Origin of the sequence: Uliginosibacterium flavum, from assembly GCF_040566545.1 — a bacterium.
Lineage (GTDB): Bacteria > Pseudomonadota > Gammaproteobacteria > Burkholderiales > Rhodocyclaceae > Uliginosibacterium > Uliginosibacterium flavum.
On the sequence record NZ_JBEWZI010000006.1, the window covers coordinates 169,704 to 190,445 of the forward strand.

15 protein-coding genes are annotated in these 20,742 nt (G+C 61.8%); 6 read left to right on the plus strand and 9 right to left on the minus strand.

The window, feature by feature from the left end; translation table 11 throughout:
- Positions 1 to 266 precede the first annotated feature (266 nt).
- Positions 267 to 4,190, minus strand: coding sequence for a phosphoribosylformylglycinamidine synthase (purL, locus tag ABXR19_RS07620; protein WP_354600514.1), 3,924 nt, complete (start codon positions 4,188 to 4,190; stop codon positions 267 to 269).
- Positions 4,191 to 4,331: 141 nt separating this feature from the next.
- Here purL and msrB (ABXR19_RS07625) point away from each other — a divergent pair, with 141 nt between their 5' ends.
- A complete protein-coding gene (gene msrB, locus ABXR19_RS07625) occupies positions 4,332 to 4,730 on the plus strand; it encodes a peptide-methionine (R)-S-oxide reductase MsrB (protein WP_354600515.1) in 399 nt (132 codons plus the stop codon).
- 461 nt (positions 4,731 to 5,191) lie between these two features.
- A complete protein-coding gene (msrB, locus tag ABXR19_RS07630; RefSeq protein ID WP_354600516.1) occupies positions 5,192 to 5,587 on the plus strand; it encodes a peptide-methionine (R)-S-oxide reductase MsrB in 396 nt (131 codons plus the stop codon).
- 118 nt (positions 5,588 to 5,705) lie between these two features.
- On the opposite strand, the gene ABXR19_RS07635 is transcribed toward msrB (ABXR19_RS07630), so the two are convergent.
- The 5 genes from ABXR19_RS07635 to ABXR19_RS07655 all read right to left on the minus strand — a co-directional run bounded on the left by ABXR19_RS07635 (position 5,706) and on the right by ABXR19_RS07655 (position 12,890).
- Positions 5,706 to 6,422, minus strand: a complete 717-nt coding sequence (locus tag ABXR19_RS07635) for a DUF599 domain-containing protein (protein WP_354600517.1) — start codon at positions 6,420 to 6,422, stop codon at positions 5,706 to 5,708.
- 263 nt (positions 6,423 to 6,685) lie between these two features.
- Entirely contained in the window at positions 6,686 to 8,599 is a 1,914-nt protein-coding gene (locus ABXR19_RS07640; protein WP_354600518.1) for an ABC transporter substrate-binding protein, read from the minus strand.
- A gap of 71 nt (positions 8,600 to 8,670) precedes the next feature.
- Positions 8,671 to 9,513, minus strand: coding sequence for a helix-turn-helix domain-containing protein (locus tag ABXR19_RS07645; RefSeq protein WP_354600519.1), 843 nt, complete (start codon positions 9,511 to 9,513; stop codon positions 8,671 to 8,673).
- 76 nt (positions 9,514 to 9,589) lie between these two features.
- Positions 9,590 to 10,543 (minus strand): alpha/beta fold hydrolase, encoded by a 954-nt coding sequence (locus tag ABXR19_RS07650; protein WP_435594306.1) that lies wholly within the window; start codon positions 10,541 to 10,543, stop codon positions 9,590 to 9,592.
- Positions 10,527 to 12,890 (minus strand): DNA internalization-related competence protein ComEC/Rec2, encoded by a 2,364-nt coding sequence (locus ABXR19_RS07655; RefSeq protein WP_354600569.1) that lies wholly within the window; start codon positions 12,888 to 12,890, stop codon positions 10,527 to 10,529. Before ABXR19_RS07655 ends, ABXR19_RS07650 begins: the two co-directional genes overlap by 17 nt.
- Positions 12,891 to 12,983: 93 nt before the next feature.
- Here ABXR19_RS07655 and ABXR19_RS07660 point away from each other — a divergent pair, with 93 nt between their 5' ends.
- Positions 12,984 to 13,541 (plus strand): DUF2062 domain-containing protein, encoded by a 558-nt coding sequence (locus ABXR19_RS07660; RefSeq protein WP_354600520.1) that lies wholly within the window; start codon positions 12,984 to 12,986, stop codon positions 13,539 to 13,541.
- Positions 13,542 to 13,629: 88 nt separating this feature from the next.
- Complete coding sequence (locus ABXR19_RS07665; RefSeq protein WP_354600521.1) at positions 13,630 to 14,331, plus strand: hypothetical protein; 702 nt, start codon at positions 13,630 to 13,632, stop codon at positions 14,329 to 14,331.
- A gap of 392 nt (positions 14,332 to 14,723) precedes the next feature.
- Here the strand turns inward: ABXR19_RS07665 and ABXR19_RS07670 are convergent, their stop codons facing one another.
- The 3 genes from ABXR19_RS07670 to ABXR19_RS07680 all read right to left on the minus strand — a co-directional run bounded on the left by ABXR19_RS07670 (position 14,724) and on the right by ABXR19_RS07680 (position 17,690).
- Positions 14,724 to 15,062 carry a hypothetical protein gene (locus ABXR19_RS07670; protein WP_354600522.1) on the minus strand — a complete coding sequence of 113 codons (339 nt, stop codon included), beginning with the start codon at positions 15,060 to 15,062 and terminating at the stop codon, positions 14,724 to 14,726.
- Positions 15,063 to 15,748: 686 nt separating this feature from the next.
- Entirely contained in the window at positions 15,749 to 16,444 is a 696-nt protein-coding gene (gene lolD / locus ABXR19_RS07675) for a lipoprotein-releasing ABC transporter ATP-binding protein LolD (RefSeq protein WP_354600523.1), read from the minus strand.
- A complete protein-coding gene (locus tag ABXR19_RS07680; protein WP_354600524.1) occupies positions 16,437 to 17,690 on the minus strand; it encodes a lipoprotein-releasing ABC transporter permease subunit in 1,254 nt (417 codons plus the stop codon). Before ABXR19_RS07680 ends, lolD begins: the two co-directional genes overlap by 8 nt.
- Before the next feature lie 81 nt (positions 17,691 to 17,771).
- On the opposite strand from ABXR19_RS07680, the gene ABXR19_RS07685 reads away from it, so the two are divergent.
- Together ABXR19_RS07685 and recJ are read left to right on the plus strand one after the other, a co-directional pair.
- Positions 17,772 to 18,920, plus strand: coding sequence for a hypothetical protein (locus ABXR19_RS07685; protein WP_354600525.1), 1,149 nt, complete (start codon positions 17,772 to 17,774; stop codon positions 18,918 to 18,920).
- Entirely contained in the window at positions 18,917 to 20,626 is a 1,710-nt protein-coding gene (gene recJ / locus ABXR19_RS07690) for a single-stranded-DNA-specific exonuclease RecJ (protein ID WP_354600526.1), read from the plus strand. Before ABXR19_RS07685 ends, recJ begins: the two co-directional genes overlap by 4 nt.
- Positions 20,627 to 20,742 lie beyond the last annotated feature (116 nt).

A 20,742-nucleotide genomic window follows, 5' to 3' on the forward strand; every position in this document is an offset into this window, starting at 1 on the left:
AGCACAGCGGTCGTCTGGCCGTCAGAAACGAAAAGAGGCAGCACGCTTTCAAGCATCGTTCCCGCGAAGGCGGGAATCCAGTGACTTTGCGAACGCCGCTGGGTTCCCGCCTTCGCGGGAACGACGGGAGTTTGATGGCAAGGGCCAAATAAAACGGGGCCTTGCGGCCCCGTTTCAATTTGCAATTCCAGACTTCCAACTTCCGGCTTGCGTTCCGGGTTCCGGTTCAAGCCCGGAATGACGATACCGGGAGCGACTCGCGAGAATCAGCCCAGCCACATCCGCGCATTGCGGAACATGCGCATCCAGGGTGAATCTTCGCCCAGCGTGGCCGGCGCCCAGCTCATCTGCACGGTGCGACGGCAGCGCTCGGGGTGCGGCATCATGATGGTAAAGCGCCCGTCCGGTGTGGTCAGGCCGGTGATGCCGGCCGGTGAGCCGTTCGGATTGGCCGGATACTGGCTGGCGATTTCACCCTTGTTGTCGATGAAGCGCAGCGACACGAGAGCCTGATCCTGTGCGCCGTGCTGGCTGAAGTCGGCACGGCCTTCGCCGTGGCTGACGACGATGGGCATGCGGCTGCCGGCCATGCCGGCGAGCAGGATGCTCGGGGATTCCAGCACTTCGACCAGCGCGGTGCGGGCTTCGAACTGCTCGCTGTTGTTGCGCTGGAAACGCGGCCAGGCATCGGCGCCGGGAATGATCTCGGCGAGGTTGCTCATCATCTGGCAGCCATTGCACACGCCTAGCGCGAAGGTGTCGGTGCGTGCAAAGAAGCCGGCGAACTGTGCGCGCAGCTGCTCGTTAAACAGGATGGACTTGGCCCAGCCCTGCCCCGCGCCGAGCACGTCGCCATAGGAAAAGCCACCGCAAGCAGCCAGACCGTGGAAGTCGGCCAGATTGACGCGACCGGCCATCAGATCGGACATATGCACGTCATACGGCGCAAAGCCGGCCGCCTCGAAGGCCGAGGCCATTTCGTTCTGCGAATTCACGCCCTGCTCGCGCAGGATCACGACCTTTGGACGTGCGCCCTTGGCAATATAGGGTGCAGCCACATCGGCCGACGCATCGAAGCTCAGCGCCACGGACAGACCCGGATCAGTCTTGTCGGCCAGCGCGGCGAATTCCTGATCGGCACAAGTCGCGTCGTCACGAATGCGGGCGATTTCGTGGCTGACGCCGCTCCATTCCTGCAGCAGTGTGTGCACATCGGCTTCGAACACGGTCTTGGCGTTGCGGCGGATGCGCAAACTGCCGCGATCATTCGGGAAGCCGATGAAGTGCGTTTCGGCGCCCAGCCCGGCTTCGCGCAGCATGACTTGCACGCGTTCGCGGTCGCTGCGGCGGATCTGCACGACGGCACCGAGTTCTTCGGCAAACAGCGCGCCGAAGACGCGATCATTGAAGCGGCCCTTGAGCATGTCCGGACGTTTTTCGGCGCCGTCGATGTCATTGACCATGTCGTCGTAGCACAGCGAATCCAGCTCGATCGAGATGCCGGTGCGCGCGGCGAAAGCCATCTCGGCCAGGGTGGTGAACAAGCCGCCGTCGGAGCGGTCGTGATAGGCCAGCAGCAGATCGGCTTGCTTCAGCGCGGTGATGCCCTTGAAGAAGGCCTTCATGGTCGCCGCGTCGATATCCGGCGCGTGCTCGCCGACCGAGTTGTAAGCCTGCGCGAGGATCGAGCCACCGAGGCGATGCTTGCCACGGCCCAGATCGATCAAGACCAGTTCGGTCTCCAAACCGGCTTCGATCTTCAACTGCGGCGTCAGGGTCTTGCGAATATCCTGCACCGGCGCGAAGGCGGTGGAAATCATCGACAGCGGCGAGGTCACAGATTTGGCTTGCTCGCCATCGGTCCAGGTGCTGCGCATCGACAGCGAATCCTTGCCGACCGGAATCGACAGATCCGCACCGATACAGAATTCGGACACGGCCTTGACCGTGTCGAACAGACGCACATCTTCGCCGCGCTGACCGCAGGCGGCCATCCAGTTGGCGGAGAGCTTCACGTCGCCGATGTTGGCCACATCAGCCGCGAGTAGATTGGTGATGGATTCGCCCACTGCCATGCGCCCCGAAGCAGCCGGATTCACGCAGGCCAGCGGGGTGCGCTCGCCCATGGCGAAGGCATCGCCGGTGTAGCCGTGGAAACTCATCGCGGTGACGGCCACATCGGCCACGGGCGTCTGCCAGGGGCCGACCATCTGGTCGCGCGCGGTGAGGCCGCCCACCGAGCGGTCGCCGATGGTGATCAGGAAGGATTTGGAGCCCACGGCTGGCATGCGCAGCACGCGCAGCGCGGCTTCGCTCACGTCGATATCGCTCACGTCAAACGGCGGCAGGTAGATGGCGCGCGTAGCCACGTCGCGAGTCATCTTCGGCGGCTTGCCGAGCAGCACCTGCATATCCATATCGACGGCGTGATTGCCGAAGTGGCTGTCGGTCACCTGCAGGCGGCCATCGCCGGTCGCTGTGCCGACCACGGCAAACGGGCAACGCTCGCGTTCGCAGAAGGACTGGAACAGTGGCAATGACTCGGGGCCAATCGCCAGCACGTAACGTTCCTGCGACTCGTTCGACCAGATCTCGCGCGGGCTCATGCCCGGCTCTTCGATCTGGATATTGCGCAGCTCGAAATGCGCGCCGAGTTCGGCGAAATCGGCCAGCTCCGGCATGGCGTTGGACAAGCCGCCCGCGCCCACATCGTGCATGGCTAGAATCGGGTTCTTGTCACCCAGTTGCCAGCAGTGATCGATGACTTCCTGTGCGCGGCGTTCCATTTCCGGGTTGCCACGTTGTACCGAGGCGAAGTCCAGATCAGCCGCATTGCTGCCGGTGGCCATCGAAGACGCCGCACCACCGCCCAGACCAATCAGCATGCCGGGGCCGCCAAGCTGAATCAGCAGCGTGCCGGGCGCAAACTTGGTCTTGAAGGACTGCTCGGCCTGAATGCTGCCAAGGCCGCCAGCGATCATGATCGGCTTGTGATAGCCGCGCACTTCGCCTTCGACTTCCTGCTCGAAGGTGCGGAAGTAGCCAGTCAGATTCGGGCGGCCGAATTCGTTGTTGAAGGCGGCGGCACCCAGCGGGCCTTCGATCATGATGTCCAAGGCGGACGCGATACGTTCCGGTTTGCCATAGGCTTTTTCCCAGGGCTGGCCAGCGCCGGGGATGTTCAGGTTCGATACGGTGAAGCCGGCCAGACCGGCTTTCGGACGCGAGCCGCGACCGGTGGCGCCTTCGTCACGAATCTCACCACCCGCGCCGGTCGAGGCGCCGGCAAAGGGCGAAATCGCGGTCGGGTGATTGTGGGTTTCCACCTTGGTGATGATGTGGGTCAGCTCCTTGCGGTAAGCCCACTTTCCCTCGGTATCCGGGTAGAGGCGATCCACCTCGAAGCCTTCGATGATCGAGGAATTATCCGCGTAGGCCACCACCGTGCCCTGCGGGTGCGCCTTGTGCGTGTCGCGAATCATGCCGAAGAGCGTCTTCTCTTCCTTGCGGCCGTCGATGATCCAGTCGGCGTTGAAGATCTTGTGGCGGCAATGTTCGGAATTGGCCTGCGCGAACATCATCAATTCGACGTCGGTCGGGTTGCGATTCACCTTGGTGAAATTGTCGACCAGATAATCGATCTCGTCGTCTGACAGGGCCAAGCCCAGTTCGGTATTCGCGACGACCAGCGCGGCGCGGCCGCCGGCGAGGATGTCGACGGTGGTCAGCGGCTGCGGCGCGTAGTGGGCGAACAGGCCGGTGGCGGCTTCCACGCTATCCAGCACCGATTCGGTCATGCGGTCGTGCAGCAACGGCAGCACGGCTTCGCGGGCAAATGTGCCATCCAGCGAGAACTGGATGCCGCGCTCGATCCGCACGATCTTGGCGAAGCCGCAGTTGTGGGCGATGTCCGTGGCCTTCGAGGACCAGGGCGAAATCGTGCCGAGGCGCGGGGTCACCAGCAGCGCCGTGCCGGCAGGCGTAGCGGCGGTAACCGGGCGGGCGTCGAGCAAGTCAATCAGGCGGGCCTGCTCAGTCGCATCCAGTGGCGCTTTCAGTTCGACGAAGTACCAGAACTCGGCCACCACGCCGCGCAATTTGGGGCTGGCAGCTTGCAGAGCGCTGGAAATACGGGACAGGCGCGAGGCCGAAAAGGCCGGTGCGCCGCGAAGGCTGAGGATTTCTGACATGGACGCGTACTCGAGTGGAGCCGGCAAGGCCGGTCTGAGGAGGCGCGGATTATACCGGATCAGGCCCTTCAAAACCGCCAAAAACTGCCGTTACAGGGGAAGCAAAGCCGGACGTACTCAACCCACCAGGAGGAAACCAGCATGCCCCACACCATCGAAAAACCCGAAGCCCAATGGCGCGAAGAGCTTGACCCGGAGCAATTCCGCATCGCCCGCCTGAAGGGCAATGAACGTCCGTTTGCTGGCGAATACTGGGATGTGTGGGACAAAGGCAGCTATCACTGCCGCTGCTGCGACGTCGAACTTTTTGGTGCGGAGGCCAAATTCGACGCTGGCGACGGCTGGGCCACTTTCCACAGCGAAGCACAGCCCGGCAACATCGAGCAGATTGACGACTTCAGCCGCGGCAACTACCGCATCGAAGCCGCCTGCCGGCACTGCGGCGCGCACCTGGGCCACATCTTCGACGACGGCCCCGGGCCGAACGGCACGCACTATCGGATCAATTCGGCCTCGATCAGGCTCAACAAGAAACCATAGCCCGCTGAAGAGCCGCATGCAGACTTGATCTGCAGCACATCTACCCGCTCAGGCTTGCTGGACGGCGCTGAGCAGACAGGCATGTCGAAGAAGATTGCCAGGAGCGGATCTTCAGGCATGCCTATTGATTCGGCTCGATTCAAGTTTGAAACGTAGGTGCGACTTCAGTCGCACACCGCGCTCAGCCGGCCGACTGAAGTTGGCCCTACACCAGCACGTGCCACTATTTGCTGGCCCAATCAATAGTTGAGCCGGGCACCACACCAAGCCTGCACGCCAAAGTTGAGGGCGCGAAGTGCATTCCATCATGGCGCCGGGCGGGCTAATTCCATTTCTAAATCAATACGATCACGAAAACTAGCCGCAGAAAGTGTAAAGACACGGCAAGGCAAAGTTGACAAAGAGCGGATTGATTTAGAAATGGAATAAGATCAAAACGCCCCCTTCTGCAGAGACCCGACATGACCGACAAAATCGAAAAACCCGAGGCCGAATGGCGCGAAATCCTGAGCCCGGAAGAATTCCGGGTGGCGCGCATGAAAGGCACCGAACGTCCCTTCACCGGTGAATACTGGAATGTGTGGGACGCTGGCGAATACCACTGCCGCTGCTGCGGCGCACCCTTGTTCAACGCTGATGCCAAGTTTGACGCCGGCTGTGGCTGGCCGAGTTTCAGCAGCGCGGCCGTGGCCGAGAATGTCTCCGAAATCAGGGACATGAGCCATGGCATGATCCGCACCGAAGTCGTCTGCCAGCAATGCGGCGCGCATCTGGGCCATGTCTTCCCCGACGGCCCCGCGCCGACCGGGTTGCGCTACTGCATCAATTCCGCCTCGATCAAGCTGGATAAGGCGTAGAACCGCCTGCGTAGGTGCGACTCTTCGACAAGCTCAGGAGAGCCGCGCCCCGCTTTGCTCTGCAGCCTGCCTGCCTGCCTGCCTGCCGCAAGAGTGAAGCTGGGTGCGGCTCTGCGGGCTAGCCGTGCTTGATCACATCAATCTCGCGCAAGGCGCGCAACACCGGCGAATCGAACTCGCGCCGCGCCTGCACGAACACGATCACGCTCGTGGCGATGATGAACAGCCAGGGCGAGAGCATCCAGCCCAGCACCGCCATGCCGAAGTAGTAGGCACGAATGCCGCGGTTGAAGTCATCGCCGGCACAGGTATTGGCCGCCGCGTGTTTCTGCGCGTAACGCTCCAGCTGATCCGGATCGGCTTCCTTCTGCGGCACCGCGCCGGTGATGATCGACAGCACGTTGAACTGACGTAGCGCCCAGGTGAATTTGAAGTAGGCGACCACGAAAACCGTGATCAGCAGCACCAGCTTCAGTTCCATCGCCTCACGCGAATAGCTGTGTGAAAACTGCAACTCGGCCGCCGTATCCATGAAGCGATCCAGCGCGCCCAAGGTCGCGAACAAGCCCGCAATGATGTAGATCGAAGTGTTGGCGTAGAAGGAAACGCTGCTGACCAGATTGCTCACCAGAGCGCAGTCGACGATGCGGTTCTCGCGCGTGAGCAACTCGCGCGCCCATTCCAGACGCAGCCGATGTCCTTCGGCCAGCAGCGTGGTATGGCCTTTCCAGCCTTTTTCCACGAGGCGTTCGTAACCGAACCAGCAGATCAGAAACCAGCTCAGACCGAGCCAGTCGACCCAGGAAAATTTGGCGAAGAAACTGAAGAAATTCATGTGGGCGTGCCCGCAGCAAGAGACATGACAAGCGGGCGAGCATGCCCGAGCCGCTTGCGCGGCGCAAGAGCTGTCAAAACAGCACGCTGAAGAGCCGCACGCAGCATGCCTCGCCAGACATCCTGCCCGGCAATCGCCGTCCAGCTTGCGTTTGCAGAATGAATAGCCTGCAAGCCACGCCCATAGCCACTCTGCGGACACATACGATGAGGGCGGCCGGCTCCGGTCAGCCAGCCGCCCCACCGCGCCCCCTCTCGAAGGGCTTACTGCTCAATGAAATATTGCTGGGGTAGCGACGGGTTGGGCGTTGGCCAGATCCACGCGCCGAGCATGCCTGCGGGTACACCGTGCAGCCGGGTGGCGCGAATGCCGGTCTGCGCGGGGGAGCTGACGGTACCGAGTACTTCCAGCTCGTCGGCAGCAATCGCAAGGATCTTGCGAAACAGCGCATCGGCTTCAGCGTCGGATTTCGCAGCCTTCCACTGATCCCACAGTGCGAGGCGCTGCTTCATCGGCACCGATGGTTCGACTCCCTGCTTGCCGCCGCTCTCGTACCAGCGCACCCAGGGCAGGCTCTGGCGCGAATCGGCCGGGTGCTGGGCGAGATAGGCGCGCGGGTTCTGACTCGGATCGATGCCGCCGGAGACGACATCCACACCGATGTCGTAATCATTGGCGCGCGCCCGGTTCATCACCACCACGCGATCCAGCGATTCGATCACCAGTTCCACCCCTGCCTGTGCCCAGCTTTTCTGGATCAGCTTCAGCGAATCGACCATCTGATTCGAGTAGTTGTTGACGATGGCGCGCAGGCTCAGGCGCTTGCCGTCCGGCAGCAGGCGATAGCCCTCGGCGTCACGCCGGGTAAGGCCCAGCGCGTCGAGCTGACTGTTCGTGGCAGCAAGATCAAAGCGCGTGTACTGCGTAGCAAGTTTCTCGTTATGGAAGCGATGCCCGGCTGGGGGGCCCACCTGCCAGGGGCTGGCTTCGCCATGGAACACCTCGCGGGCGATGGCCCCACGCTCGATGGCTTGCGACAGCGCGGCCTTGAAGCGCACATCAGAGAACAACGCGCCCAGGCCTGAGTTCGGGGTTGTGTGGTTCAGGTACAAACCGACCGCCGAGGCATTCACATCCGGCAGGCGCAAAATCAAGTGACTACCGCGCGCCACCAGCGGCGCCAGTTGTTCGCGCAGGGCCACGCCGCCGACATGACGAATCTGCAGATCGAGATTGCCGGCTATCGCCGCAGTCTGGATGGCTGCGGCGTCCTTGAACAGATCAAACTGGATGGTGTCCAGATACGGCAATTGCCGTCCGGCCTGATCGACCTGCCAGAAGTAGGGATTGCGCCGCACCACCACGGGCGCCATGCCCCGCCCCATCGGCGCACTGATCACCCAGGGATCCAGCGTCGGCTTGGCAGTGGTGTACCAGCGCCCACCAAAAGCCGGGCAGCGCTGATTGAAGAGCGCCACCCAACCGGAAAGCCCGGCTTCCTTGGCCAGCGTGTCGGCCTGCGGATTGTGGGCGGCATGGAACTGGGCACAGTAGTGTTTCGGATACAGCACGGGGTGATGACCGTAGGGCCCAGCCAGTTCCTCGGGCAGGCCCCGGTTGCCGGCAGCGAAGCGGATGCGCACGCGCCAGCGATCCAGCGCCTCGGCCTGCATTGGCTGGCCGCCGGCCTGATAGCGATCCGGCGGATTGCCGGAAAGCGGCTGGTTGGCGATCACGTCATTGACCGCGAACACCACGTCGTCTGCAGTAAAAGGCACGCCATCGGACCAGCGCATGCCGCGCCTGAGCGTGAAAATGTATTCGGTTGAATCCTTGTTTGCCGTCCAGGCTGCGGCGATGTTGGGCTGCACGCGGTCGAATTTCGCATCCCAGCGCGTGAGGCCCTGAGCGATGAAGCGCAACACGCCATTCTCGTCACCAGTCGCCAGCAAGGCCGTGCGCAGGCTACCGCCGTAGCGGCCATTGGCTTCAAGCGGTGTAATGATTTCCGGCTGATCCGGCAGACGGCGCTGCACCGGCGCCAGCTCACCAGCGGCGACTTTTGCGGTCAGTTCCGGGGCTTCGCTGAACGCCTGGCTGTTCATGGTCGCCAAACCGGCGAGTGCTGCCAGCGCAGCACGGCAAAGCCAGCTCCGTACGAATGGCTCTGGATGCATGATCATTCCCTCTCGAATACCGGTCAGTTCCCGGCACGTCAAGCGTGCCACGCTGGCGATATGGAAATTGATCAGGATCGGCGTTTGGAGAGATGCGCAACCGGCAGATAGAAGGCGAAACGCCGCTCCTGCGGGGCGGTATAGCCGCTCACCGTAATCTCGCGCAGCAGCATGCGGGCGTCCTCACGCAAGATGCAGCCCAAGTCGCGACGGATCTGTTCGACCACCGCTGTCAGCTGAACGGCACGCGGATAGCCCAGGGTATGCCAGACCGCATACAAGCCGCCGTCATGTAACACATGATCGACCCGCGCCACATCCTGCGGTTGCCCGGCGGCGGGGACGAAATGCAGGACATCGACACGATCCAGGGCTGATCCTCCCAGCGGCCGATCGCGATCCAGCGCCATCCAGTTGCGCCAGCGCTTTGCCCCGGCCACCGCCAGGCTGCCCACCAGCAGCCCTGTCACGCTGCGCTGCTCCGCGATGACGCCCTGATACGGCAACTGATAAACCTCACGCGCGGGCAGTTGCTCAAGATGAAGTGCCGGCAGCACTGCTGCATGTGGCATCAGAACGGGGGTTTGCGAGGGCGCGAAGCCAAACTGCCGCACAAAGGCGTGATTGAAGGCGGCCGCCGAAGCATAGCCAGCCGCCAATCCAAGATCCTGAATGCTCGACCTGCCCTGCCGCATCTGCACCATCGCGCGCTTCAGACGCAGGCGCCGCAGGGTCACCATCGGCGTCTCACCCACCTTGCTGCGATACAAACGCTCCAGCTGGGACGGCGACAGGCAGGCCAGATCGGCCAGCCGCGCCAGCGACACTTCGTCATCGAGATGCGAGCCCAGATAGTCGAGCACGCTGCGCACGCGCTTGGACTGCAGGGCAAACAACTCAACACTCATGCGCATGAATCACTCCCCATGGATGCCATGAAACACGACAGATTAAGTGCAGACCGCAGCAAAACTTGATCGAAAAACGCGTTTAAACCGGATCGGATGACTCAGGTGCTTCCAGCAAAAAATTCCGCACGATTTCAATCTGCCCGGCACACATCAGCATCGGCGCATGCCCCGTTTCGGCGATTTCCACGATATGCGCACGCGGTCCGCGCTGACTCATGGCCTCGGCGGTTGTGTGTGTCAGCAGATCTGAATCCACGCCCCGCAAGACCAGCGTGGGCGCGCGGATCGCATCGTACATTGGCCACAGCAACATATCGGTCTTGAGTGGCGAGGCGCGCATCACTTCACCAATCGCCGGATCGTAGCGCATGCGCCAGCCATCAGCATCCCGCCGCAGGCCACTGACGGTCAGCGCCCGCCACTGATCATCACTCAGCTTGCCAAAGCCCGGCCCCACTTCACGCAGATATTGCTCGGCCGCTTCTACCGATGCGAACAGGGGCGCCCGCCCGACGTATTCGCCAATCCGGCTCAGCGCCGGCGCCGATAGCACCGGGCCGACATCATTCAGGATAAGGCGCCGGATCGGCGTATCCGGCAAGGCCGCCAGACCCATGCCGATCAAGCCGCCCATCGAGGTGCCGAGCCAATCCACCTGTGCCACATCTAGCCGCGCCAGCAGTATCAGCATGTGCTGCACATACACCTGCACGGCATAGTCGTTCTTGTTGGCGAGCCAGTCGCTCTGCCCGCGCCCGGCCACATCCGGGCAGATCACGCGATAGTCACGGCTCAAGGCTCGTGCCAGCTCATCGAAATCGCGGCCATTGCGGGTCAGACCATGCACGCACAGCAGCACGCGCGGATTGGCGGGGTCGCCCCATTCGGTATAAGCCATATGATGCAGTTGGCCTGAAGTAAGGCATTGCACACCGCTCTCGCGCATGCCCGGAGACGCGCCAAACAGGGATTTGAGTTTCGACCAGCAGCACAAGGCCATCAGGATTCTCCGATCATCAGTAAGTACGGTCATGCCAGTAACGCGCCTGCTCGATGCGCGCCCGGCTCACCTGCAAACCTGCTTGCCCGAAATCAAAACGCACTGCGCCGTCGCCATCCGAGCGGTATAGCGTCGCGCTGCTGGCCGCATAGCGCGCCACCACCTCGGGCGCGGGGTGCTGGTAACGATTGCGATAGCCCGCCGTGAACACCACACTGCGCGCGCCCACTGCCGCAATGAAAGCCTCCTGCGAGGAACTGTGGCTGCCGTGGTGCGGAGCCACCAGCACCTGTGCCGGCAATTGCGCGGGCAGGCTGGCCAGCAAGGCGTTTTCCGCGGTGATCTCCACATCGCCCGTCAACAGAATGTTCCCCTGCATGGTCTGCACCCGCAATACACAGGAACGCTCATTGTCGCTTCCCGCAAATTCTGGCGTGGGGTGCAGCATGTCGAAGTGCACCCCATCCCATTCCCAGCCCTGACCACGCAGACAGGGCTGATGCGGCGCAGCTGCGGCCAACAAGGGACTATCCACAGGCAGACTGCTGCGCCAGGCCAGCACCGGGATTTCAGCCAGGATGGAATCGGCGCCGCCAGCGTGATCCTTGTCCTTGTGCGACACGATCAGCATATCCAGATGCGGCGTGCCCTCGGCGCGCAGATAGGGAATCACGACCCGCTCGCCAGCATCCGTCTCCGGCGAATACTGCGGACCGGTATCGAAGAGCAGATCGTGCGTCGCTGTTCGCACATGCACCGCCAGACCCTGACCCACATCCAGCACCGTCACCTGCGCCGCGCCCGGCAAGGGACGGAGCGGCGACCAGATGAGCAAGGGCACAAATGCCAGCAGCCCGATCCAGCGCGCCGGCACACCGCGTGGCAGCAGGCTCCACAGGGCCACGCCGGAACACACGGCGACCAGCCACATCGGAGGAGCCGCCTGCTGCCACACAGCGAAAGGCGCTGCCGCGCACCATTGCAGGACGGTCATCAGCAAGCTCAGCAGCCAGTGGGCGAATTCGGCCAGCGCCGGCAGCGGTAAAAGCGCGAACAACAAGGCCAGCGGCGTGATCACCAGACTCACCAGCGGAATCGCGACGGCATTGGCCAGCGGCGACACCAGCGAAAACTGGCCGAACAAGCCGAGCAGCATCGGCAAGGTAAACAAGGTGACGGCCCACTGCGCGCGCAGCCAGTTCGCCAGCCAATGCCAGCGCCCGCCTCGCTCCGGCAGTCCACGCGCCATCAGCAGCAAGGCGCCAACCGCGCCAAACGACAACCAGAATCCGGCCGAGAGCACAGCCCAGGGATCAATCAACAGCACCACCAGCAAGGCCAACGTCATCACCCGCAGCGCCCCGGTGCCGCGCCCCAACCACAAAGCCAGCGCCGCCACGGCCAGCATGTATAACGTGCGCTGCGCCGGCACCCCGCTGCCTGCCAGCAACACATACGCCCCGGCCGCCAGCACACCCGCCAGCACCGCCGCCTTCTGCGCCGGCAGGCGCAAGGCCAGCGCAGGCACACGTCGCCACAGCCCGCCCACACCAAAACCCAGCAAAGCCGCGATCAACGTAACATGCAGGCCAGATATTGACATCAGATGGGTAACGCCCGTCTGGCGAAACAGCTTCCATTGATCTTTCGGAATCGCCGCCTGATCGCCCACGACCAGCGCCACCAGCACGCCGCGCCAGGGCGAATCCGGCAAGGCCCGCTCAAAGCGCGTGCGAATCCGCTCGCGCCAATGATCAATCCAGGCCATCGGCGTCGCATCGAAGGCGGCGAGGCGCTCATTGCGGCCCTTGGGGCGCACATAGCCGGTGGCGCCAATGCCGCGCTCGAACATCAGCGCTTCGTAGTCAAAACCATGTGGGTTGAGGCTGCCATGCGGCTGACGCAAACGCAGCGTGAAATGCCAGCGCTCACCGGCATGCACGGCAGGAAGACTCGAATCCTCCTCCGCCGTCGCGTCGTAAGTCTGACTGTAACGGCCTTGCACGTACCAGACCAGCGCCAGATTTTGCGGCACACCGGGCGGCGCATCCAGCGTCTCCAGCTGGAAACGCAAACCCCGCGCAAAGGGCTGCGGCAAATCGACGATGCGCCCGACCACCTCTACATCCTGCCCTTCCAGCGCCTCAGCCAGCTTGTCGGCCAACTGCAGTTCTGCGCGCCAGTTCGCGTACGCAAACCCCGCCAGTAAAGCTGCTGCTAGCAGCATGCCCCAAGAGGAGCGCCTGGCGTGCTTCTTCAGCATGCCTGCCACAAGAAGCCCGCCCGCTGCGGCTGTCAGGGCATGTGCCCACGAAAACAGCTCCGCCTGCTGCTGACACAGCCAGATCCCCAGAGAAAAAAACAGGATGAAGGAACGCATCAAGCGATTATCGCCAGTGCATTTCCTGAATCGCATTGAACTACCCGCATTGCCAGCCGTCCACGTGCACATCCCGTCGACCATAATGAGCGCATGCGCAAACTGATCCGTCGCCACCTGCCCCACTCTGACAAACTGCGCGAGCATAAAGTCTTCTCCCTGCTCGGCAACAGTGTGCTGCATCCGCGCCTGTGGCACCTGAACCGCCACTCCGCCGCCGGTGGTCTGGCCATCGGCATGTTTTGCAGCCTGATTCCCGGCCCGCTACAAATGCTCGGAGCCGCCATCCTGTGCATCTACTTCCGCGTCAATCTGCCGCTGGCCCTGGTCGGCACCTGGTTTTCCAACCCATTCACCATCGCCCCGCTATACATGGTGGCCTTTTACATCGGCCGCTTTGTTAGCGGCAGCGAGGCAAAATTCCAGGCACCGCCCGAGTTCGACTTTCATAGCCTCGGCGCTACGCTGCACGCCTTGTGGCACTGGATGCTGGCGCTGGGCCACCCCTTGCTGATCGGCGTCCCCATCCTCGCTTTCCTGATGGCCTTAGCCAGCTATTTCGGCGTGAAATGGGCCTGGGAATTTCATCTGCGCCGCTCCCTGGTTCGGCGCCGTGCCGCTTGTCAGGCCAAGCAGAGCCGAAAAATCTGATCTGGATCAAACCAGCGGCCTTTGATGAGAACGATTCTTGTTTGATAGATACAATCCGGCTATTCCCTCTTTCAAACAAGGTCATGCCATGAAAAAAGCTCTCCTGCTCGCCAGCCTGCTCAGCGCATCCCTCCCCGCCTTCGCCGGCCGCCCCCTCGCCACCGACGATGCGGGCACAGTCGGCGACAAACAATGCCAGTTCGAAGTCTGGCGCGAACGCAGCAAAGAAACCAGCAGTGGGGTTGCCGCACCGGCCTGTGGTCTGGGGGAATTCGAACTCGGCGCGGAATTTGACAGGACAAAACTGCCGGATGAACAGACAAAAACCGCACAAGGCGTCGCCCTTAAATGGGCGCCAGAAATGCTCAAATTCGGCCCCGTCGGCTTCGGCGCCAAGCTATGGACCGGCCGCGCCCGCGTCAACCCGGCCGGCGAAGACGAAAAAGGCGGCTGGCAGCCCGTTGAAAATGGCGCCCTCGCGCTCGCCAGCTGGGACATCGGCGCCGGCTTCACCGCCCATGCCAATCTGGGCAGCGTCCGCGACCGCATCGAGCACCAAAACGTGCGCCTCGCCAATCTTGCACTGAGCTACGCACCGCATGAACGCGTCCTGCTCTTCGCCGAAGCGCAAAACGTACAACGCGCCGGCACCACCCAGTCCACCGGCCTGCGCCTCTGGGCCATCCCCGAAAAGCTCGGCATCGACCTCACCGCCTCGCGCGTGGCGGGCGTGAGCAATTCAAACAGCTTTGGCGTGGGCTTTGGCTGGTACGGGATTCTGGGGGATTGATCAGGTTGATCTGGTCTGAACACGGCTGGAGTTTGTCGATGCCATGTGGAAGCTAACGTTTCGCGACACACGGAAATCGACAGGCCCGAACATTCAGGGCAAGGGCAAGGGTGGGGGTAAATACGTCAAATCGAGGACTCGCCTTGTTGAGCGAGAGAACCCCCATCCCAACCTTCCCCCTGAAAAGGGGAAGGAGCCGTTTGAGCGCGGCGCTGAGGGTGGGCCATGAACAACCTGAAGAACAAGGCTGGGCGCGGCTCTTCGGGCGGCGGGTTTCGTAGGGTGGGTTAGCCGCGATTTTTGCGGCGTAACCCACCGCTTGCCGTCCGTATGGACGGCTTGGCTGGCAAGCTCCGACATGTCCGCGCGGGTCAATGACCCGTCCTACAAGGCTAAAGCCGCCCCTCCAAATGTTCCCATGTTTCAATAGCTGGCAAAAATGGAGACCGCACTTTATTTAATAAATCATAAAATTCAAACTTGCCGTCTTTCCCGGTTATTTCGTCTGGAATAACGTATGAATATCTACCACCCTCTTTGCGTACGATAGATTTTTCATAAACAGGTCGGACATATTGAACTATTCTATAATAGACTTTTACGCTTAGCTCACATAGTTTTGTGAAGTGATAACCGCCAAAGTCATCAAAAAGCCAATTATCAATATCTTCAAGAATTAGCACTCCCGCACTCGGCTCTAGGTTTGCTCCGTTCTGATTATAGATCTTCAAGATCTTATCAATAATTGCATTTGATCTCGGGAGAGAATGCTTGCATCTATTTCCAATAAGATATATGGCATCTTTCCGAGACAGTCGTATTTTTAGTTCTTTTCCAACGTTGGCTGAATAGATCTCATACTCAAACTCGTAATCAAGCCAAGCCTCAAAATCCTCAACTGATTTTTTTTAATGCGGCAGTACGATTAGATACTGAATCAAGTGAAGGTGATGTAGATATCTTGTGAAGAAGCCGAAGTATGGTATCGCCACTATCTTTTGAGGAAATTATTTCCTTATTGACGCTTGCAACGATCTCCAGTAACAGTATAAAAAAATACTTTTTAGCTGTATTGTCTTTTGGCGATACAGTTTTTACGAGTGCAGATCGATCCTCAGGAAAGCAACATACGGCGTAATTCACATAGCTGGTTATCAGCTCGACAGATGAGTTCAGGACTCGCACTTCCTGTTGCATGTGCATTTCTTATGATGCCTATTGATTCGGTCCGATTTAAGTTTGAAACGTAGATGCGACTTCCGTCGCACACCACACTCAGTCGGCCGACTGAAGTCGGCCCTGCACCAGCACGAGTCACTATTTTCGGGCCCAATCAATAGTGAAATAAAAACCAAAACGTCCGTTTAATTGGATGTTGCGCGCAAATAAGCCCATCACCCGCAGACCCGCCCCCAGCCTAGCTCTCCAGCACCCCATCCCGCAGCGTCAATATCCGTGCGGCTCTGCGGGCAATGTCCGGATCGTGTGTCACGATGATCAATGCGGTACCCAGACGACGGTTCAGGTCGAGCATCAGTTCGAAAATCGTTGAAGCGGTGACGCGGTCCAGATTGCCGGTCGGCTCGTCGGCCAGCAGCACGCGCGGCTCGGTTACGAGGGCGCGGGCAATCGCGGCGCGCTGACGTTCACCACCCGACAACTCGCCCGGCGTGTGCTCGAAGCGATGCGCGAGGCCGACGGCATCGAGCATCGCGGCGGCACGTTCGCGCACCTGCGACATGGGCATGCCACGAATGATCAGGGGCATGCCGACGTTTTCCAGCGCGGTGAATTCGGGCAACAAGTGATGGAACTGGTACACGAAGCCCATCGCCGAATTGCGCATGCGGCCGCGTTCGGCCTCATTCATCTTGGTCAGCGGGCGGCCCAGCAGTTCGACGCTACCGGCGCTCGGTGAGTCGAGCCCGCCGAGCAGGTGCATCAGGGTGCTCTTGCCGGAACCGGAGGCGCCGACAATCGACAGCGTCTCTCCCATGCCGACAGACAGGCTCACTTCATGCAGCACGCGCACGGCGGTCGAGCCGCTGCCGTAGGTCTTGGAAAGCCCGTTGGCTTCCAGCACGTAGTCGGAAATCACCTCACCATTACTCATAACGCAGCGCCTCGGCAGGATTGATGCGCGAAGCGCGCCAGCTTGGATACAGGGTCGCCACCAGGGTCAGCACGAAGGCGATACCGAGCACGCCGATGACATCGCCCCAGAGCAATTGCGAGGGCAGATCGGAGATGTAATACACGTCCTTGGCCAGAAACTGGGTGTTCAGCGTGCGTTCCAGCCAGGGCACGATGCTGCTGATATTGAGAGCCACCGTCACTCCACCAAGTACGCCAACCCCCAGCCCGATCAGGCCCATCATGGCGCCCTGGATCACGAAAATCAGCATCACGGAACCGGGACTGGCGCCCAGCGTGCGCAAGATGGCGACATCGGCCTTCTTGTCCTGCACGGCCATCACCAAGGCCGAGACGATATTGAAGGCGGCCACCGCCACGATCAGCGACAGAATGATGAACATCACGGTCTTTTCCATCTGCACGGCACGGAAGAAGTTGGCGTGACTCTGCGTCCAGTCGCTCACATACACTTCGGGCGGCAATTGCTGGCTGAGTTCGCCAGCCACGCGCCGCGCCTGGAACAGTTCCGTGAGCTTCAGGCGCACACCGCTGACAGCGTCGCCCATCTGATACAGCACCTGCGCATCCCGGATATGAATCAGCGCCAGACCGGAGTCGTATTCGAACATGCCGGCTTCGAAGATGCCGACGACACGGAACTGCTTCACGCGCGGCAGCACTGCCGCCGGGGTAACCAGCCCTTGCGGGGCGATCAAGGTCACCTTGTCGCCCTGACGCACGCCCAGCGCACCGGCCAGTTCCTTACCGAGAATCACGCCGAACTCGCCGGGGGCCAGATCGCTCAGCTGGCCGGACTTCATGAAAGACGAGAAATCCGCCACGGTGTTTTCCAGCGCCGGATCGATACCGCGGATCACGCTGCCGCGCACCGACTGATCCATCGAGAACATCGCCTGCTGCTGCACGAAGGGCGCAGCGGCGAGTACGTCGGGGCGCTTTTTGGCCAGCGCGGCGTACGCCGACCAGTCTTTCAGATCGCCATCGAAGGCCACGATCTGCGCATGCGAGGCGACGCCAAGGATGCGATTGCGTAATTCTTCCTGGAAACCGTTCATCACCGACAGCACGACGATCAGGGCCATGACGCCCAGCGCAATACCTGCCATCGAGGCGAAGGAAATGAAGGAAATGAAGCCGCCGCCAGAGGCATTGCGACGTTTGGCGCGCACGTAGCGCAAGCCGACGAGGAGAGGGAAATTCATAGCGGGGCAATGCTACACTGCCCCGGCTTCATCTGCACCTTCGGCATAGTCCTCGAACCCGCTTTCAATCAAGATTATTCAGTGAGCTTTCACCCCAGCATGGTTCTGCGTGCCCATTTACCGCAAAGCAGTCGAGTGACCTGTGTGCTGCCCGGACTGGTGTGGCCCGGCAATGGCATTACGGCCACGCTGCGCGAGCTGGAGTTGCCCGGTCTGGCGGCGATTCTTGGCCACGGCCGGGTGCGCCAGCAAAGCGGCCTGCCGTATGCAAGCTGGCTGGCGCAGCAATTCGGGGCGGAGAATCTGCCCTGGGGGGCGCTGCGCTGGGAAGGCGAAAGCGAAAGGGCTGCCGACGGACGGGAACAACCCTTCGCCCCCAAAGACGCGCCCTACCCCAATATTCTGTGCGCCGATCCGGTGTCGCTGGCATTCACCAGCAGTTCGCTGGTGCTGCGCGGGCCGCGCGAACTAGACCTGCGACCCACCGAAGTCGAAGCACTGATCGCTGCGCTGAACGAAGAATTTGCGCACATTGGTGAATTCCACGCGGCCAACGCTCAGCGCTGGTACCTGCATCTGCGGCAGCCTGTCGCCACGCATTTTCATCCGCTGGCCGATGTGCTGGGTCGACCCGCAGCACTCTTCCAGCCCGAGGGCGAAGGCGCGCGCGACTGGAACCGGCTGGCCAATGCCATTCAGGTGTTGCTCTACAACCATCCGCTCAACCGCCTGCGTGGCGAGCGCGGCCAGCTCACCGCCAACGCTCTGTGGTTCTGGGGCGCAGCGCCAGCCGGCTGCACCGAATTCAGCCCGCTAAAACGCCCTGCCAACACCCTGATCGGCGACGAACCAACGCTGCGTGGTCTGGCCGCCGTTAGCGGCGCGCACTGGTTCGCCAGCGACGCGGCCGATTCGCCCGCCAGCGGCCAGGCGGGGCACCGCTGGTGGCATGACACACGCCTGCAGGATGCGGCGCTGGCCGGCGATTTCATGGGCTGGCTGACGGCCTTGCAGGAACTGGATGACGAGCTGCTGCAGCCGCTGTGGGAAGCCTGGCAAGCCGGGCGTTTGCAGGAGCTGAACTTGTGCGCCCCCTCGGACCGCATGTTTTTAAGCAGCAGCCTGAAGACCCGCTCCCGCTGGGCCTTCTGGCGTGGCACACTCGCAAACGACCGCCTGGCGCCGCTCTTGCAGGCAGCACCGCAACCATCCCCTGACGCACCTGAATGACCCAGCTGATCCAGCGCTCTGCCCCGCCCGCCATCGCCCGTCGCCTGAGTGAAGCTGGCCTGCATCCGCTACTGGCGCGGCTGTATGCCGCACGCGGGATTGCATCCGCCAGCGAGCTGAAGACCGATCTGTCGACCCTGCTCCCGCCCGAAGGCCTCAAGGGCATTCACGAAGCCGCGTTGCTGCTGGCCGATGGCATCGAGGCCAATGCGCGCATGGTGATCGTCGCCGATTACGACTGCGATGGCGCCACCGCCTGTGCAGTTGGCGTGCGCGCCTTGCGGGCAATGGGCGCCAGCGATGTGCATTACTTTGTACCGGATCGCGTGGTGCATGGCTACGGCCTGTCGCCCAGCGTGGTGGCCGAGGTCGCCAGGCTTGAAGCAGAGATCCTGATCACCGTCGATAACGGCATCGCCAGCGTAGACGGCGTGGCCGCCGCGCAGGCGCTGGGCATGACGGTGCTGGTCACCGACCATCACCTGGCCGGTGACACGCTGCCGACAGCCGAAGTTATCGTCAATCCCAATCAGCCGGGTTGCACGTTCGAGAGCAAGAACCTCGCGGGCGTCGGCGTGATGTTTTACGTGGCACTGGCGCTGCGTGCCGAGCTACGCAGCCGGGGCTGGTTCAGCACGGAGCGTGCGGAGCCGAACCTGGGAAATCTGCTCGATCTGGTCGCGCTCGGCACCGTCGCCGACGTGGTCAAGCTCGACCCGAACAACCGCCTGCTGGTGCGTCAGGGCATCGCGCGCATGCGCGCCGGGCGTATGCACGCCGGCATCCGTGCGCTGTTTGGCGCCGCCGGGCGCGATCCCGAGCGCGCCTCCACTTTCGACATGGGTTTCGCGCTGGGCCCGCGCCTGAACGCCGCCGGCCGCCTATCGGACATGAGTCTGGGCATCGAATGCCTGCTCACCGACGACTATGCCCGCGCCTTCAATATCGCCCAGCAACTGGATGCCCTGAACCGCGAACGGCGCGAAATAGAAGGCGAAATGCGCGACGCCGCGCTCGCCACGCTGGATGCCACGCGTATCGACGAAGGCCCGGCGATTTCACTGTTCGAACCCGAGTGGCATCAGGGTGTCGTCGGCATCGTCGCCGGGCGCATCAAGGATCAGGCGCACCGCCCGACCATCGCCTTCGCCCGCGCTTCGGATCACAACGGCGAGGGCGAGATCAAGGGCTCCGGCCGCTCGATTGCCGCCCTGCATCTGCGCGATGCGCTGGATCTGATCACCAAGCGCCACCCCGATCTGATCCTCAAGTTTGGCGGCCATGCGATGGCGGCTGGCCTGACGATTCACGAACGTGATTTCAAACGTTTCCGCCAGATCTTCGCTGACACCGTCGCCAGCCTGCTCAGCCCGCAGGATCTGCAGCGCAATCTGGAAACCGACGGCGCGCTGGAAACTGGCTACATGAATCTGGAAATGGCCCGCCTGCTCGAAGCCGAAATCTGGGGTCAGGGCTTTGCAGCGCCGCTGTTCGAAGATGTATTCCAGGTCGACAAGCAGCGCCTGCTCAAGGATAAGCACCTCAAACTCACCCTGTCCAAACCCGGCGCGGTGTTCGAGGCGATCCGTTTCAATTGCGCCGAGAGCGTGCCCGCGCGCATCCGCGCGGCCTATCGTCTGGCGACAAATGAATATCAGGGCGTGGCCAGCGTGCAGCTGATGCTGGAATATTTCGAGCCGGCCTGATTCCATTTCTAACTCAATCCGCTCTTTGTCAACTTCGCTTTGCCGTGTACTTACACTGTCTGCGGCTCGTTTTCGTGATCGTATTGATTTAGAAATGGAATGAGAACGTCACACGA

Coding starts and splice junctions, on each gene's coding strand:
- purL (WP_354600514.1), bottom strand. CDS start 4,190: ATGTCAGAAATCCTCAGCCTTCGCGGCGCACCGGCCTTTTCGGCCTCG.
- msrB (WP_354600515.1), top strand. CDS start 4,332: ATGCCCCACACCATCGAAAAACCCGAAGCCCAATGGCGCGAAGAGCTT.
- msrB (WP_354600516.1), top strand. CDS start 5,192: ATGACCGACAAAATCGAAAAACCCGAGGCCGAATGGCGCGAAATCCTG.
- ABXR19_RS07635 (WP_354600517.1), bottom strand. CDS start 6,422: ATGAATTTCTTCAGTTTCTTCGCCAAATTTTCCTGGGTCGACTGGCTC.
- ABXR19_RS07640 (WP_354600518.1), bottom strand. CDS start 8,599: ATGCATCCAGAGCCATTCGTACGGAGCTGGCTTTGCCGTGCTGCGCTG.
- ABXR19_RS07645 (WP_354600519.1), bottom strand. CDS start 9,513: ATGCGCATGAGTGTTGAGTTGTTTGCCCTGCAGTCCAAGCGCGTGCGC.
- ABXR19_RS07650 (WP_435594306.1), bottom strand. CDS start 10,543: ATGACCGTACTTACTGATGATCGGAGAATCCTGATGGCCTTGTGCTGC.
- ABXR19_RS07655 (WP_354600569.1), bottom strand. CDS start 12,890: ATGCGTTCCTTCATCCTGTTTTTTTCTCTGGGGATCTGGCTGTGTCAG.
- ABXR19_RS07660 (WP_354600520.1), top strand. CDS start 12,984: ATGCGCAAACTGATCCGTCGCCACCTGCCCCACTCTGACAAACTGCGC.
- ABXR19_RS07665 (WP_354600521.1), top strand. CDS start 13,630: ATGAAAAAAGCTCTCCTGCTCGCCAGCCTGCTCAGCGCATCCCTCCCC.
- lolD (WP_354600523.1), bottom strand. CDS start 16,444: ATGAGTAATGGTGAGGTGATTTCCGACTACGTGCTGGAAGCCAACGGG.
- ABXR19_RS07680 (WP_354600524.1), bottom strand. CDS start 17,690: ATGAATTTCCCTCTCCTCGTCGGCTTGCGCTACGTGCGCGCCAAACGT.
- recJ (WP_354600526.1), top strand. CDS start 18,917: ATGACCCAGCTGATCCAGCGCTCTGCCCCGCCCGCCATCGCCCGTCGC.